This is a genomic window from Niabella hirudinis (assembly GCF_051201075.1).
Classification (GTDB): Bacteria; Bacteroidota; Bacteroidia; order Chitinophagales; family Chitinophagaceae; genus Niabella; species Niabella hirudinis.
The window spans coordinates 791,225-807,629 of record NZ_JBPEHJ010000001.1 but is presented as its reverse complement, the minus strand read 5'-3'; the positions used below and the strand labels follow the sequence as shown (position 1 = coordinate 807,629).

The 16,405-nt window shown below is 46.9% G+C and carries 9 protein-coding genes; all 9 read left to right on the top strand.

Annotation, left to right across the window (positions count from 1 at the left end):
- Nucleotides 1–18: 18 nt before the first annotated feature.
- Complete coding sequence (locus GGU45_RS03015) at nucleotides 19–1,017, top strand: family 43 glycosylhydrolase (protein ID WP_435221871.1); 999 nt, start codon at nucleotides 19–21, stop codon at nucleotides 1,015–1,017.
- Nucleotides 1,018–1,032: 15 nt separating this feature from the next.
- Nucleotides 1,033–3,879, top strand: a complete 2,847-nt coding sequence (locus GGU45_RS03010) for a glycoside hydrolase family 2 protein (protein WP_435221869.1) — start codon at nucleotides 1,033–1,035, stop codon at nucleotides 3,877–3,879.
- 43 nt (nucleotides 3,880–3,922) lie between these two features.
- Nucleotides 3,923–4,849 carry a glycoside hydrolase family 43 protein gene (locus GGU45_RS03005; protein WP_435221867.1) on the top strand — a complete coding sequence of 309 codons (927 nt, stop codon included), beginning with the start codon at nucleotides 3,923–3,925 and terminating at the stop codon, nucleotides 4,847–4,849.
- An 11-nt stretch (nucleotides 4,850–4,860) separates the two neighbouring features.
- Nucleotides 4,861–5,652, top strand: a complete 792-nt coding sequence (locus GGU45_RS03000) for a rhamnogalacturonan acetylesterase (RefSeq protein WP_435221865.1) — start codon at nucleotides 4,861–4,863, stop codon at nucleotides 5,650–5,652.
- A gap of 556 nt (nucleotides 5,653–6,208) precedes the next feature.
- On the top strand, nucleotides 6,209–8,416 hold the full coding sequence (locus GGU45_RS02995; RefSeq protein WP_435221863.1) for a fasciclin domain-containing protein: 2,208 nt from the start codon (nucleotides 6,209–6,211) through the stop codon (nucleotides 8,414–8,416).
- A gap of 13 nt (nucleotides 8,417–8,429) precedes the next feature.
- On the top strand, nucleotides 8,430–11,678 hold the full coding sequence (locus GGU45_RS02990) for a SusC/RagA family TonB-linked outer membrane protein (protein ID WP_435221861.1): 3,249 nt from the start codon (nucleotides 8,430–8,432) through the stop codon (nucleotides 11,676–11,678).
- A gap of 13 nt (nucleotides 11,679–11,691) precedes the next feature.
- Nucleotides 11,692–13,161 (top strand): RagB/SusD family nutrient uptake outer membrane protein, encoded by a 1,470-nt coding sequence (locus tag GGU45_RS02985; protein ID WP_435221859.1) that lies wholly within the window; start codon nucleotides 11,692–11,694, stop codon nucleotides 13,159–13,161.
- 6 nt (nucleotides 13,162–13,167) lie between these two features.
- A complete protein-coding gene (locus tag GGU45_RS02980) occupies nucleotides 13,168–14,967 on the top strand; it encodes a fasciclin domain-containing protein (RefSeq protein ID WP_435221857.1) in 1,800 nt (599 codons plus the stop codon).
- A gap of 13 nt (nucleotides 14,968–14,980) precedes the next feature.
- The gene (locus tag GGU45_RS02975; protein ID WP_435221855.1) at nucleotides 14,981–16,402 is read left to right on the top strand and encodes a fasciclin domain-containing protein; all 1,422 of its coding nucleotides are present in this window, start codon (nucleotides 14,981–14,983) and stop codon (nucleotides 16,400–16,402) included.
- Nucleotides 16,403–16,405 lie beyond the last annotated feature (3 nt).

The window sequence follows — 16,405 nt, the reverse complement described above, 5'->3', positions numbered from 1 at the left end:
AAAACTTAAACCAGAAACATGATCGTTTGTATAACGTATTTAAAGTGGTGCATGGCGCTTTCGGTGTTGTTTGTTTCAGCGGCGGTACTGGGGCAGCCCGCCCCCAAGCCCCTTTATGATGATCCTGTATATCATGGTGCGGCAGACCCGGTGATCGTCTACAACCAGCAAAAAAAGAAATGGTGGATGTTCTATACCAATCGCCGGGCCTCCCTGCCGGAAGCAACCGTGCAATGGGTGCATGGTACCCGCATTGGCATAGCCGAAAGCACGGATGGCCGGAAATGGACCTATGTGGATACGGCCGATATCCGCTATCGCCCGGATGCCGGGTATACCTTCTGGGCGCCGGAGATAACGGCACATCAGGGCGTTTATCATATGTATCTTACCTATGTGCCGGGAACTTTCAGTGATTGGGGACATCCACGGCGCATCGTGCACCTCACCAGCAACGACCTGTTGCATTGGGATTACCAGTCAACGCTGCCCCTCGTGAATGAAAAAGTGATTGATGCCTCCGTGTATAAAGTAAAAGAAGGTTTGTGGCGGATGTGGTATAATAATGAGAAAGATGGCAAGAGTATCTACTATGCAGAAAGCAACGATCTGTATCACTGGAAGGATAAGGGAAAGGCCATAGCCACCCGGGGCGAAGGCCCGAAAGTGTTTTACTGGAAGAATAACTATTTTATGATCGTAGATGCCTGGAAGGGAATGGAAGTGTTTTCGGGCCATGACCTGCTCCACTGGAAGAAGCAGGAGCAGCGTATTCTTGAAAATCCCGGAAAAGGATTGGATGACCAGGCCATTGGCGGGCATTGCGATGTAGTGGTGAATGACAATAAAGCCTATGTCTTTTATTTTACGCATCCGGGAAGGAGACCCGACCGGCCGGCGGCTAAAAATTCTTTTGATGACAAAAGGAGCGTCATCCAGGTGGCAGAACTCAAATATGAGAAGGGGGTAATGACCTGCAACCGGGATCAGCCGGTACACATCCATTTGAAACCATAGACTTAATAAAAAACAATGCGGTTGAAGAAAATTATTACAGGAATTACAGCGCTGGTCCTCTGCGGGGCGATCAGCGCACAAACCAAACAAGTACAATACCTGTCCGGAACGGGCAGCAACCAGACCGTTGCCTGGGACTTTTATTGTACCGGTGGCCGTAGCAGCGGTTACTGGACAACCATACAGGTACCTTCCTGCTGGGAGCAGCAGGGGTTTGGAAACTATAATTACGGACGGGACTATAAAACCTATGGCAAAAACTTCCGTTTCGCTGATGAAAAAGGCATGTATAAATATATGTTCCAGGTACCCGCTTCGTGGAGGGGGAAGGAGGTCTTTATCGTGTTTGAAGGCAGCATGACCGATACGGAGGTTAAGATTAATGGCAGGGCCGCCGGCGCCACACACCGCGGTGCCTTTTACCGGTTTAAATATAACATTACCGATAAACTGGTCTTTGGCGGAAAGAATCTGCTGGAAGCCACAGTTAGTAAAATGTCGGCGGATCCAACGGTAAACAATGCCGAGCGCCTGGCCGACTACTGGATTTTTGGCGGCATTTTCAGGCCAGTATACCTGGAGGCGGTAAATAAGAAATATATTGATTATGTAGCAATCGATGCAAAGGCTGATGGAGGCTTTGCCCTGCAGGCCGCGCTTAAAGGTATTTCCGGCAGTGCCAGCGTGGTTGCTGATATTACGGATGCAAAAGGAACGGTATTGGCTACCGCAACAAAGATGGTGAATAAAGGTGATTCATTAACGGAGCTGCGCACCACCGTAAAGCGCCCGCTGTTGTGGACCAGTGAAACGCCCAATCTTTATAACGTAAATGTTTATCTCAAAGAGAATGGCAAAACGGTATACCGGCTGAACGAACGGTTTGGTTTTCGCACCATCGAAGTGCGGCATGGTGATGGTATCTACGTCAATGGTGTGCAGGTAAAAATGAAGGGCGTAAACCGCCACTGCTGGTCGCCGGAAACAGGGAGAACCCTCAACGATAGTCTGCAGCTGCTTGATGTAAAGCTGATAAAAGAAATGAACATGAATGCGGTGCGCTGTTCGCACTACCCGCCGGACCAGCGTTTTCTGGAGCTCTGCGATTCGCTTGGTTTATATGTGCTGGATGAGCTGGCCGGCTGGCAAAAAGCATACAGCACAGAAGCTGGAAAACCCCTGGTGAAGGAAATGATCCTCAAAGATGTTAATCATCCGTCCATCATTTTCTGGGATAATGGCAATGAAGGCGGCACTAACAAGAGCCTGGATGCAGAATTTTATCGCTGGGACTATTCCAAACGACCCGTGATCCATCCGCATCACCGGCCGGGCAACGCTTTCAGCGGAATCGACTGCAATCATTATGAGGATTACTACAGTACAAAGAAGATACTGGATGATAGCCTTATTTATATGCCCACTGAATTTTTACACGCGCAGGATGATGGCGGCGCCGGCTCTGGAATGTATGATTTTTGGGAGCTGCACTGGAACGCCAAAAGAAGCGGCGGTGGCTTTATATGGGCTTTTGTCGATGAGGGTGTTGTGCGAACGGATATGAACGGGATCATTGATGCCAATGGCCTCAATGCAAACGATGGCATCCTGGGACCGCATCGGGAAAAAGAGGGCAGCTTTTATGCACTGCGCGAAATTTTTTCGCCGGTACGAATTGCAATGGACACCCTGCCTTCGGGCTTTAACGGGGAAATAAGCATTGAGAACCGGTATCATTTTACCAACCTGAATGAAGTGAGGTACAATTGGTTCCTTGTTGATTTTTATAAGCCTTTCGATCTCATGAACCGCGGGTATATGGTAAAGGAAAAGGGAAGCGCATCCGCGCCGTCTGTAAAACCCCTTCAAAAAGGCGTATTAAAGCTGGGGCTGCCGGCCGGCTTCAGGAAATATGATGCCCTGCAGTTGCAGGCGGTTGACAAGCGGGGTAACGAGATTTATAAATGGACCTGGAAACTGCAGGATAACCCCTCGCTGTTAAAAACAGTTTGGGGCAACGATCTGCTGACGACATCGGCAACGGAGAGCGACTCTTCCATAACCCTTGCCGCAGGCGGGCTGCAGCTGCAGCTGAATAAACGTACCGGCATGTTGACAGAAGTTAAAAACACGCTTACGGGATTGAATAACTTGTCGTTTAAAAATGGGCCGGTGCTTGTAAAAGGCATATCAGAGCTACGGGATGTAAAGCTGGAGCAGGGTTCGGCAACCTTCCGTTATACGGGTAATATGAAAACGGTACGCTGGCAGGTACTGGCGAATGGGTGGGTGCGTCTGGATTATGAATATGAACTGGAGGGAAGCCAGCCTTTTGCCGGGGTAAGCTTTGATTATCCGGAAAATTACATCCTGTATACCCGATGGCTGGGTAAGGGGCCCTACCGGCAATGGAAGAACAGGACGCAGGGAACACCTGTAAACCTGTGGCAGAACTTTTACAATAATACAAAAACAGGATACTGGCCCATGGTATACCCGGAGTTTAAAGGGTATTATGGCGATATTACCTGGATGGAGTTTAGCACGGCGGAAGGGAAATTTTTTGTTGCTTCAGAACAGCCGGGATTAAATGTAAGGCTGTTTGACTTCTACGGACTTACCGGGGCGCCGCCATTTCCGCAATTGCCTCCGGGTAATATTTCTTTTCTTGATGCGATACCGCCCATGGGCAGCAAACTGGCATTGGGAGTAAACCGGAATACCGCTTCCCTGGGACCGCAAAGTGAACTTGCAAAATTAAACGGCCCGGTAAAAAGAACCCTTTATTTTTACTTTGGGTTGCCAAAGATCAGCAATGCCAAAGAACCCTACAGCCGGCCCAGGGTGGACAATGTTTTCTGATGATGGCCCCGTTCTTGTGGAACGATTAATAAAAAAATCACAGATGAAACGATATTATTTTGTATTTCTTTTCTTTATTGCAGCGAAACTTTTTGGCCAGGATGACCCGGTATATATGTTCAGTTATTTTAATGACAATGGGCAGGATGGCCTGCACCTGGCGTATAGTAAAGACGGGTATCAGTGGACGGCGCTGCAGAACGATCAGTCCTTTTTAAAGCCCACGGCGGGCAAGGATAAACTGATGCGGGATCCTTGTATCATCCGGGGGGCGGATGGCCTGTTTCGTATGGTATGGACGGTAAGCTGGAATGAGAGAGGCATCGGGTATGCGTCTTCAAAAGACCTGGTGCACTGGAGCCCGCAGCGTTATATTCCGTTAATGGAACAAGAGCCTGCGCTGAACTGCTGGGCGCCCGAGATTAACTACGATGTAAAACATAAACGTTATATGATTTACTGGGCCACTACCATTCCCGGGCGGTTTCCGGATACGGATTCCTCCGGCGATGGCCGGTACAACCACCGCATGTATTATGTATTTACGAAGGATTTTAAAACCTTTTCAAAGCCTGCATTACTGTATAATAAAGGATTTACGGTTATTGATGCTACCATTAAGGAGAAGAACGGGCAGTATATGATGTTTCTGAAAGACGAAACAAAACTGCCGGCGCCGCAAAAAAATATCAGGGTAGCTACCAGCCGGTATCTTGATAAAAATTACAGTGCACCCTCTGCACCCATTACGGGTAACTACTGGGCCGAGGGCCCCACCGTACTGCAAAAAGGCAGTGAATGGATCGTTTATTTTGACAAATACCGTGATCATAGTTACGGAGCAGTTCGCTCTGCCGACCTGGAAAACTGGGAGGATGTTTCGGATAAGATCCACATGCCAAAAGGATTAAAGCATGGAACCGTTTTTGTGATTGCGCAGAAGGAATTTGATACATTTTTTAAGAAATAAAATAAAACGAGATGTTTAAAAAGTATAGCGCAGGGACCTGCATTGCAGCAATGGTGCTGTTTTTTGCACTGTCATCATTTATTTGTTACAAATGGGAGCGGCCCGTATTGTATATTATTGGAGACTCCACGGTAAAGAACGGATCCGGAAAAGGTGCCGATGCGCTTTGGGGCTGGGGCAGCATCATCGGCCGGTACTTTGATTCTTCAAAAATAGATGTGCAGAACCATGCCATCGGTGGCCGTAGCAGCCGGACGTTTATTACGGATGGCCGATGGGATGCGATCCTGAAAAACCTGAAGAAAGGAGATTATGTGGTGATGCAATTTGGCCATAACGATAGCAGCCCGCTCGATGATACAGCAAGAGCCCGGGGCACTATCAAAGGCATTGGCGATGAAAGCAGGGAAATCTACAATCCCATCCGCAAGGTAAACGAAACGGTATATACCTATGGATATTATATGCGCAAATTTGTAAACGAGGCAAAGGCCAAGGGTGCCATTCCTATCATCTGTTCGCCAGTGCCCCGTAATAATTTTAAAGACGGAAAAGTGCAGCGGGGTAACCAGGACTATGGACTTTGGGCAAAAGAGATAGCCGAACAAACAGGAGCGCTGTTTATTGATCTGAACCGCCGGATTGCCGATGAATACGATCGGATGGGGGCAGATGCGGTGGGCAAATTCTTTCCAAAGGATCACACGCACCCCAATCTTGAAGGTTCTACACTAAACGCGGAAATGGTGGTTGCCGGTATAAAAGCACTGAAGGGCTGTAGGTTGGCTGCGGATCTGAAATAAGAAGTGTAAAATATTAAATGTTGAAGTGGCGCATGCTCTTGCGCTCCGTGGTTTTGTGCCCCGAAATATCCATTGGATGCATGATATTTTTTGTATTCCTTCTGTAAAAATCCTGGCGCACTTTACTGTTGAAACCTACCTGCAAATAAAGTTTGTAAGAATGTTATGCATTCCAATCATTCCCGCTGTATTTTAAATTTAAGCTCCGGGTAAGCAAGGTCTTACAGCTACCAGGGAGCCTTTTGAACTTTAAAAAATTGTGCAAAATTACTGTGTTTATGGACGGCTGTTCTTAAATAGTACTTTTTTACAGGTGTTTAAAAAGAACCTCCATGAAAAAAGTCAATGCAATCGTTTGCGTAGAAAGTTACCGCAAAGCAGGATGCATCAGGACGGTTGACGCCGGAAGCACTGTTACTTTTGAATTCGGTTAAAGCTTGCTGTATAATAATTGCTGACACTGCTTGATCTGGAGTTGAGTTTTTTTTAATAAACAAAGTATCGCTACCCGTAAAAATGATGGTTCTGAAGAATCACGATATAACTGTTGCATAGTATGAATAGATTATGTTTCCTGCTGGCTGTTTTACTGCTTTTTGCCGCATGTAGTAAAAAAGCATTTGACGAATATTATAAACGGCCCGAGTGGCTGGCGCAGCCCATTTACCAGCAACTGGATTCGATGGGCGATTTTAAAAGCTTTCTTGCCTGCATCGATAAATCGGGGTATAAGAACACACTGGGAACGGCCAGTTCCTGGACGGTGTTTGCCCCCACAGATGCGGCATTTCAGCAATTTATGACGGCAAAGGGGATATCGGGCGCCGACCAGATCAGTAAAGAATTAGCAGAAAAAATTGTACGGGCTTCGATGGTATATGATGGCGAACGGCTTGAAAAGCTCAATGATAATTTTTCGGCCAAAGGATGGGTTCCGGGGGTTGCGTTCAGAAGGCGGACTGTGTATTACGATTTTGTAGAAACAGAAACGGCGGCAGATGGAAAAACAAGAAAGATCCTGTCTACCAACAGGAGCGCGGACAAGGCATTTGTATCGTCAGAAAATAACAATAAGTATACCTCCTTTTTTTTCGACAGCTACATGAAGGGACGGAATTTGGGAGCCGCCGATTACAATGCCTTTTATCCCGGTTCATCATACACAGGGTTGAATGTCGGTCCTGCTAATATTGATCCCGCCCGGAGCAACCTCCTTGCAGAAAACGGGTATATCCATGTAGTGGACCGGGTACTGGAGCCGCAACCCAGTATGGATCAATACCTGCGCGGCAATGCCCGATACAGTAAATTCAAGAGCGTGCTGGATCTGTTTGCTACTTATACCTATAATGCAGACATATCGCACCGGTATCAGGTATTAACGGGGAACACCGACAGTGTTTTTCTAAAAAGTTATTCTACTATAGCGTTGGCATTAAATAATGAAAACTATGCCAAGGATGATCCTAATGACGGACAAACCAGCAACAACTCGGTTACCGTTCCCACGAATGAAGCGGTGGATGATTATGCAAAACGCGTTTTATTAAAGTATTATCCCGCCGGCACTACATTAAAAGACCTGTTCTTCAGCAACAGCAATATTTTGTCCGAGTTTGTAAATGCACATTTATATAGTATCCAGTTATGGCCTTCGCGTTTTCAAACGGAGAAGAATATATTGGGAGAATCGCCCAGGATCTCCAGCGCAAATATTAAAGAAACCCGCCTGCTGAGCAACGGCGCCTTTTATGGCGTGGATGCCTGCCAGGATGCCAACGTGTTTCGGTCGGTTTATGGCAATGTGCTATTGGATCCGAAGTATCACCTGATGGATATTGCCCTGCAGCGGCTGGGCATGAATCTTACCTTAAAGATTCCAACCCTTCGCTACCTGCTGATTTTGGCCACCGATGCAGAGCTCAACCAGATGGGTTTTGAGTATGATGCTTACAACAGCACCGACCCGATAAGGTACCGGAATGGTAATGGGAGTGCGGTATTGCGCCAGGTATTAATGTATCATATTGTTCCGCTGGGAAATGACCCTTTACCGGATATGAGCGGTACCGGTATCCTGGAAAGCTATGCGGGGGAATACCTGAAATACAATAACAATAAATTGTACTCCAGCGGCACTATGGATAGTGTTATAAAATATGTGCAGGTCGATTCCACCAATGTGGGCAACAGCGAGTCGGGCCCGTTAAACGGACTGGTAGTATATGCCGCCAGTGGGCTAACCTCCTCCCAGACCAATATGGCCGATTTTTTGAAGTTACAGGGTGCCGAAACCGCCGGTTCCCCGTTTTATAAATTTTATCAATACCTGGTTAAGAGCGCCGACTTGTATTCTGCTGCTGCCGCGGATGGCAAAATCAAAGGCATAGAACCGGGGCTCAATTATACGATGCTGATTCCGAATAATGCCGCCATTGACCTGGCGGTTGCCAGGGGCGACCTGCCGGCTTCAACTGCTCCCTCTTCGCTGGCAGACAAGGACAAAGTAAAGCGGTTTATACAATATCATATTCTTAAGAATTCATTTGCCATTGATGGTAAAAAGAGCGGGGTTTTTGAAACCCTTTGTAAAAATATTGATGGCGATGCGCAGGATGTAATGGTGGTTCAAAATACAACCAGTCAGCTTTCGGTAAGGGATAATGTGGGTAATACCGTTGCTGCTGACGTAGCCAATAGTAACCTGCTGGGGCAGAGAGTGATGGTGCATTCCTTGAACGGATATTTAAAAAATGGGCTTTAATCAGGCTGTAATTATGAGAAAAGTATTTGTCGTATTCAATTTTGTGATATGCCTGCTCGGGTTCTGCAATGCGCATGCCCAGGATCAGGGGGGGAGCCTGCTGACGGGCCGGGTAACAAATAAAGCGGATAAGCAGCCGGTGGAGGGCGCCACGGTAACAATTATAGACAAGGACGACCGGACGGTTTCATCCACTACTACTGATGTTGAGGGCAATTACAGCCTGCGTTATACCGGTACCGGCCTGCTGCTGTCGGTTACACACACAAGTTATAAAGGACAGGATCCCGTGGCGATCGGTGCCAAAAAAATGATCAATATCGTTCTCGAATCGAGCCAGCATACCATGGATGAAGTAGTGGTTATCGCCGATAAAAAAGTGGATGACGGTACGGGTATGGGGCTTTCCAGGGCACGCAATACTTCGGCTATTTCTTCCATTAGTATGAAAGAAATGGAGGAAATGCAGTCTGCTTCTATTGATCAGGCCCTGCAGGGCCGTCTGGCAGGCGTGGATATTAGTACCGTTTCCGGTGATCCGGGTGCAGGCATGCAGATCCGTATCCGTGGAACTTCCTCGCTCAACGGCGCATCAGACCCTCTGATTGTTGTGGATGGGATGCCCTATGATATTACGATTCCCGATGATTTCAATTTTGCTACTTCAGATGATAATGCTTACGGCCAATTGTTAAATATTGCGCCCTCGGATATACAGGAGATTTCTGTTTTGAAAGATGCGGCCGCCACCGCTATATGGGGCTCCCGCGGGGCAAACGGTGTATTAATTATTAATACGAAGCGCGGCGCGGTAAGCAAGCCTGCTTTGAGCTACACCTTTAAAGGGTCGGTTTCGCGGCAGCCCAAACCCATCCCGATGCTGAACGGTAACCAGTATACCACTTTGCTGCTTGAAGAGTTTTATAATGCCGGCAGATTGTTTTCTACCTCCGACAATGCACAGCAATTTCAATACGATCCTAATAATACCTACACGTATTACAACTTTAGTAATAATACGGACTGGATAAAGGCCATTACTCAAACCGGTTACTACCAGGATCATAATATGCAGGTGAGGGGCGGCGGTGAAAAAGCAAGGTACCTGGCCTCCCTCGGTTATTTTAGTCAGAAGGGCGTTACAAAGGGCACTAACACCGACCGGCTTTCTGCAAGGGTAAACCTGGATTATGTAGTGTCGCAGCGCATTACTTTTCAATCGGATGTTTCCTACACCCACGTAGCCAATGATATGCTGTATTCAAACAGCATCCGGGACGTAGCTTACCGTAAGATGCCCAACCAGGTCGTTTGGGAGTATGATGAATATGGAAAGCTTACGGGCAATCTTTTTACACCCGTTAGTACCGCACAAGGCACTTTTGCCGGTACGTATAACCCGCTTTCAATGGTGACCAATGCCGTTAACAGGCAGCTGGGCGATGTGGTTGCAAGCCGGTTCAGCCTGCAGTATAAGCTTATACCCCGGGTATTGCAATTACGAAGTGATGTGTCTTTTAATATCAATAATAATAAAACAAAAACCTTTCTGCCGCAACTGGCTACCGGGCGGCCTTTTACCGAAAGCGCTGTGAACCGCGCTTCGGATGCAGACTACGACCGGTTTACGATGAATACGAAAACCAATTTACTGTTTACACCCCGGCTGGGAGACGATCACCTGTTTACCGGTAATCTTTCTTTTCAAACCGATGAAACACGATACACCATCCAGGGGCTGATTTCAACCAATACAGCGTCTTCATTTTTGCAGGATCCCAGTATTCCGGGAAGAACCTTAACCGGTTCTGCAACCTCGGCCACTACACAATCACGGGCAGTAGGCGTGTTGCTGCAGGGGAACTATATGTATAAAAACCGGTACATTTTTGCGGCAAGTATACGTCAGGACGGAAGCTCCCGGTTTGGCTCAGATAACCGGTATGGCATGTTCCCTTCTGTTTCGGGCGCCTGGCGCCTGGGTCAGGAAGCCTTTATTAAAAAGATCAGGGCTATTGATGATATTAAACTGCGGGCCAGCTGGGGCAGAAGCGGTAACGCGCCCCGCAGTGACTACGGGTACATTAATATATACAGGACTTATGACTATGCCTACCTCGATGAAAATGGCGTTTATTCCTCCAATATCGAGCTCTCTGATCTTAAATGGGAAACCATTACACAGCGCAATGTGGGGTTGGATGTAGAGTTGTTCAGAGGCCGGCTGGTTTTTGGAGGTGAAATATATAAAAGACGCACTACCGATTTGATGATGAATAACATCCAGATTGCGACGTACAATGGGTTTAATTCTTTAACGATGAATGTGGGCACAATGGATAATGATGGCTGGGAGGCCAGTCTCAGCTACACGCCTGTGCGGAATAAAAAGTGGAATGTGAACTTCAATTTTAATATTGCCCACAACGAAAACGTAATCTGGGAAATATCATCGCTGTACCCGCGTGAAAACGCCCGGAGTGCATTAAAGAATAAATCGTTCTTTACCTACCTGCAGGAGGATAATCCTTTTGGCTCATTTTATGGGTTCAGGTATAAGGGCGTATATAAAGACAAAGCATCTACGGTTGCAACCGACAAGCACGGAGATCCCATCATAGGCCCCGATGGAGAAACCATTTATATGCGGTTTAATTACCCCGCAGTGGATTATGTTTTTCAGCCCGGCGATGCAATGTACGAAGATACTAACCACGATGGGGTGATCGATCAGAAGGATATTGTGTATTTGGGCAATAGCAATCCTAAGTTGACGGGTGGTTTTGGTTTTTCTGTAAGCTATAACAGCCGGCTAAAGCTCAGTACTTTCTTTAACTACAGGCAGGGGCTTGATATTATTAATGGTACCAAGATGAACACCACCGATATGCTGGGTTACAACAACCAGAGCATGGCGGTGCTGCGGCGCTGGAGGAATGAAGGCGATGTGACCGACATGCCAAGGGCTCTGTACGGATCGGGCTATAATTCTTTAGGATCCAGCCGGTATGTAGAAGATGCTTCCTTTCTTAGGCTCCGGTCACTCACATTGAAATACGATTTTGGGGATGGGTTGCAGCGCATCGGGATCAGGAACCTGGGTACCTATGTTACGGTTGAAAATCTGTTCACTTTTACCCGGTACACAGGGCAGGATCCGGATGTAGGGGTACGCATCAAGGATGCTTTTTCAACACTGGTGGATTATTCCATGACGCCGCCGCTCAAAACCGTAACGGTTGGTTTGTCTGTTCAGTTTTAAAAAGAATATATATATGAATAAGATCTGTAAATATATATCGGTTGTTTTTTTTCTTGTTAGCATTAGCGCCTGCAGCAAATGGCTCGATCTTCAGCCACAGGATGGTATTACAAAGGCCGAGTTTTGGAAAACCAAGGAAGATGTAAAAGCCGCGTTAACCGGAATTTACGCTTCGCTGAATGGCGGCGGGGTAGAGGAGCGGATTTTCGTATGGGGAGAGCTGCGTGGCGATATGGTATTGGCAACCTCTTATGCCAGCGATGACTACCGCTTTGTAAAGAATGTAAACATCCTCAGCACCAATGATATTTCGGATTGGAGCGATTTGTATACGGCCATTAATAATTGTAATTTATTGATCGATTTTGCGGGAACCGCCAAAGCACAGGATCCTACTTTTACAGAAGGTCTTTATAACGATTATGTGGGCGAAGCGCTTGCGATCCGGAGTCTGTTGTATTTCTACCTGGTAAGAACCTTCAGGGATATACCACTGAAATTAAAGGGATCCTATAAGGATACGGACATACAGCCTACGCCTCAGTCAACCGCAAAGCAGGTAATACAGCAGTTGATCGGGGATCTTACCCGGGCGCAAACCATGGTGCCCGACTATATTGTGCCGCCTGGCGCCGGTGCCGGATCTGTAAGCCCCGAAAACAAAGGGCGGATCACCAAGCCCGGGGTAACGGCATTACTGGCCGATGTGTATTTATGGGATGAACAATACAATAAGGCAGAAGCGGAGGCCGACAAGATCCTGGCAACAAACCGCTACAAACTAATTGGAAAAGCGGTTTTGGGTATTTTTGACGGAACCAGTTCCGAAACAATCTTTGAGATCAGCCATAAAAACTCAAGACCCAACCCGCTGTACACGATGGCGGCCGATACCCGGAAACCCTTTGCTGCGGACAATGTATACATTAATAACGACATTTTTACACCCAATACGGATGTGGATGTAGATGCCCAGGACAGCCGGGGAGAGGGCTCCCTGTTTCAGACCGGCGGCTCAATTATTAAGTTTGGAACGGAAACGCCCAGTTACTACAATTTTCAGGTATACCGCATTTCGGATATCATGCTCATAAAAGCGGAGGCCGCCAATGAATTGGGCCGCGGCTCCGAAGCCCTTGCCATGCTGAACCAGTTAAGAACCCAGCGCGGCGCCCTGCAAGCTACCGCGCGGCAGGTTAATGAGAGCGATATAGATGGCATCAACCGGTATATTGTTGAAGAGCGGGCAAGAGAACTGTCTTTTGAAGGCAAGCGTTGGTTTGATTTATTGCGGCTGGCAAAAAAACAGAATTATGCCAATATGGATGTGCTGACAGACCTGGTTGCTAAAACAGCGGATGTTGCGGTACAGCAATCTGCTATCAATAAAATAAAGGATCCCGACAGTCATTATTTACCGATACTGGAAACGGAGCTGTTCAGAGATCCTGCCTTAAAACAAAACCCGTTTTATTTAAAATAAGCTGTTATGATGAAGCATATAAATATTGCAATACGCAGTTTGCTGTTTTTGGGGCTGGTATGCTGGTGTGTTTTGGCCTGCAATAAGCAAATTTACAAGCAGTCTACCAATGACGAGGTAAATATTACCGGGTATCTTGAAGCGCATGCCGATACCTATTCTTTGTTCCTTGAAGCATTAAACCGCGCAAAGGCCTCCGGCTTTTTAGGCGCCTATGGCACGTATACCCTGTTTGCGCCTACCAATGATGCGATGCAAAAATGGATCACTGAAAGCGGAAAAGTATCCTTAGCCGATTTTAGTGATACAGACCTGCAGAGCCTTGTTCGATATCATATTGTAAAAGATACGGTGGGATCATTGCGGTTTACAGATGGGAAGATAAAGACGCCTACGCTTTTTGGTGAATACCTGTATACCGATGTGGTCAATGGTGCGTTCCGTATTAACAGGGAAGCGCAGATCACCCAGGTGAATATCGCCTGCGGCAATGGTATTATTCATTCCATCAATAAGGTGTTGCTACCTCCGCAAAAAAGCCTGGCCGAAGTCATTGAAGGCAACCCCCGTTATTCTATTTTTTCCCAGGCATTAAAGGCTACAGGCTTTTACGACACGCTTTACTATAAAAGGGGCACAGAAATATCAGCGGCTAAACGGTTTCAGACGGCAATCGTGGAATCCGATTCGGTATTGAATGCTGCGGGTATCGAAAGCTATGCAGCGCTGCAGCAGAAATACTCCCAAACCGGCGACCCGATGAACCACGCCGACAGTCTGTGGTTATACGTAGCATATCATATCAGTAATGGGGTCAATTATTTGGAAGATATAGCATCGCTTTCGGCGCTTTATACCCTGGCGCCTAAAGAAATTGTAAGCACCAAACTGGTGGGTACCCGTGTACTGTTGAATGATGCAGTGTTCAATGGCGTCTATGAACCGGGTGCGGAATTAAACAGGGCATATAGCGATGTGACGGCTATAAACGGTGTATTGCACGAGAGCCTGAATGATTTCAGGATCAAAGTACGACCACAGGTGCCGGTGTATTTTGACCTGGCCACTTCTCCCGAGCTGCTCCAGGGGCTGGGATCTGCCTACCGGAATACCAGCAAAAGCCTGGTCGCAAACAACCTGCCCATTGCCAGTTCTATTGACTTTGAAAAACTGGATGTTATTACCATTACATCCAACCAGTATATTTTTTATTCGGGACTTACTACCAAGCGCCCATACGCAAATGGAGACCTGCTAAGCCTCTCTATGTGTTCCGGCAATGCAAACCGCGTAAAATATATCGATATAAAAACGCCCTATCTCGTAAAAGGGAAATACAAAGTATGGGTATGTTACGCCCAAAACGGGCAGGGGTCGGATCTGCAGGTGACTTACGATCCGGGAAAGCCGGAAGAGCAAACGCTTCCGAATATCGTATTTCTCAGTCAATCGCTGAGCGCCTCCGGTGTGTCTAACCTGGCGGATCCCAATGCCGATAACCTGATGCTGGCGCAGGGATATAAACGGTATATGGCTACCCAGGGGGATTATAATGCCAACAACGTTACCGGGGGCATCCTGTCTAAAACCGGTGATGGCGCTTTAAATGTAGGTCGTTTGGCAGGTACCATCAATGTGGAGACTACGGATCGGCATACCATTCGCCTGCAGGCGATCCGGGATGTTAAATGCGGCAGTAACCTCGTTTATTTAGATATGATACAGTTTATCCCGGCGGATGATTTGGAACAAAATTACCCCAGGTTTCACCAAATAGCAGGGGAGCTTTTTTACAGGCCAAAATAACGAATACCATACCATGAAAGTTTATATCAGTTATTTATTATTGTTGAGCGTTATAGCGGGTAGTTCCTGCGCCCATAAATGGGAGGATCATATCGGTATTGCTGATCCCGAATCACAAAAAAATTTATATGAGGTAATAGGAGCACAGTCCGATTTTTCTGCGTTCTTCGGTTTACTGGAAAAGTCCGGCTACGCCGATGTATTAAAGGCTTCAAAAAATTATACGGTGATCGTGCCTACCAATGCCGCCATACAAACGGTTAAGGGGCAATATGATTTTAATGATACGGCTGTGGTGCGGAGCTTTGTAGGGTATCATATCATCAATTCCATATACAATGTAAATGAATTGCCCGATACCATTCGTGCCAAAAACCTGCGCAATAAATATGTAGAATTTACCCATGGCGCTTTTGACGGAGTACCGGCCGTTCAAAAAAACAGGATTGCGGGCAACGGAATCTTTCATGTGGTTAATACCCCGTTAACGCCGCTGCAAAATATCTATACGCTGGTTACAACGAAATTTCCGGAGACCTATCAGGCCGGTCTCGTACTGTCCTTTGATACGACCACCATTGCCAGTTGGATCAACGATATCCGCCGGCCCATGGTTACCGAAAATGCCAGGTACACCTATTTTGTAGTGGATGACGATTATTATAACGATGCATACAGCAAGCTGACGCCGTTCTACTATACGCACTATGATGAAACGGTGCGGGACAGTACCACCGCTTATTTTACCAACAAGGCCTTGCTGCGGGACCTGGTTGTGCCAGGCGATATTCATATTGACGGACAAACGGCTGTGCTCACTTCCCTGTCGGGTACCGTTTTTAGTGTAGATCCGGAAGATATCGTTACTCAATTCAAGGCGAGCAATGGTACGGTATACCGGGTAAAAAAACTGGATTGCAAATTAACCGACCGGGTAAAGGAAATAAAAGTGTTGGGTGCCCTGCCGGCAGGCTACAAGCAAAATGATAAAAGAGCCAATACTTTTTTCAGGAGTAAAAGAGATACCCTTGGTAATTTGTATAACGATATTGAAATATACGATCATAAGGTGACTTCTTTTTATGTAAAATACCGGGCCGCTAACGCATATTCCGTTACCTACAAAGTTTATGGCCGCGCCATCATGGGGCTTGCCGGGGATCCTCAAACGGCCACGTTTACGCAATACCTGCAATATTTTAACCCTGCCGCGGTATCGGTTAATGAACCCGATTTATACAATCTGCGGGTGAAAGATACGGCCGGCGCTACGGTCACACGTGTGCCGTTTGTAGTGCAGCCATTAAATCATGATGAAGTATATCTTGGAGAAGTTACCCAGGATGAATTTGGTTATTTGCGGCTGCTGATCATGTCCAGTGGAACAGGTCCCATTATTTTAGAGTACCTGCGCTTTGTTCCTCAAATACAATAACCC

Bases quoted from the DNA above. Each gene is read 5' to 3' on its own strand.
- GGU45_RS03015 (WP_435221871.1), top strand. From the start codon at position 19: ATGATCGTTTGTATAACGTATTTAAAGTGGTGCATGGCGCTTTCGGTG.
- GGU45_RS03010 (WP_435221869.1), top strand. From the start codon at position 1,033: ATGCGGTTGAAGAAAATTATTACAGGAATTACAGCGCTGGTCCTCTGC.
- GGU45_RS03005 (WP_435221867.1), top strand. From the start codon at position 3,923: ATGAAACGATATTATTTTGTATTTCTTTTCTTTATTGCAGCGAAACTT.
- GGU45_RS03000 (WP_435221865.1), top strand. From the start codon at position 4,861: ATGTTTAAAAAGTATAGCGCAGGGACCTGCATTGCAGCAATGGTGCTG.
- GGU45_RS02995 (WP_435221863.1), top strand. From the start codon at position 6,209: ATGAATAGATTATGTTTCCTGCTGGCTGTTTTACTGCTTTTTGCCGCA.
- GGU45_RS02990 (WP_435221861.1), top strand. From the start codon at position 8,430: ATGAGAAAAGTATTTGTCGTATTCAATTTTGTGATATGCCTGCTCGGG.
- GGU45_RS02985 (WP_435221859.1), top strand. From the start codon at position 11,692: ATGAATAAGATCTGTAAATATATATCGGTTGTTTTTTTTCTTGTTAGC.
- GGU45_RS02980 (WP_435221857.1), top strand. From the start codon at position 13,168: ATGATGAAGCATATAAATATTGCAATACGCAGTTTGCTGTTTTTGGGG.
- GGU45_RS02975 (WP_435221855.1), top strand. From the start codon at position 14,981: ATGAAAGTTTATATCAGTTATTTATTATTGTTGAGCGTTATAGCGGGT.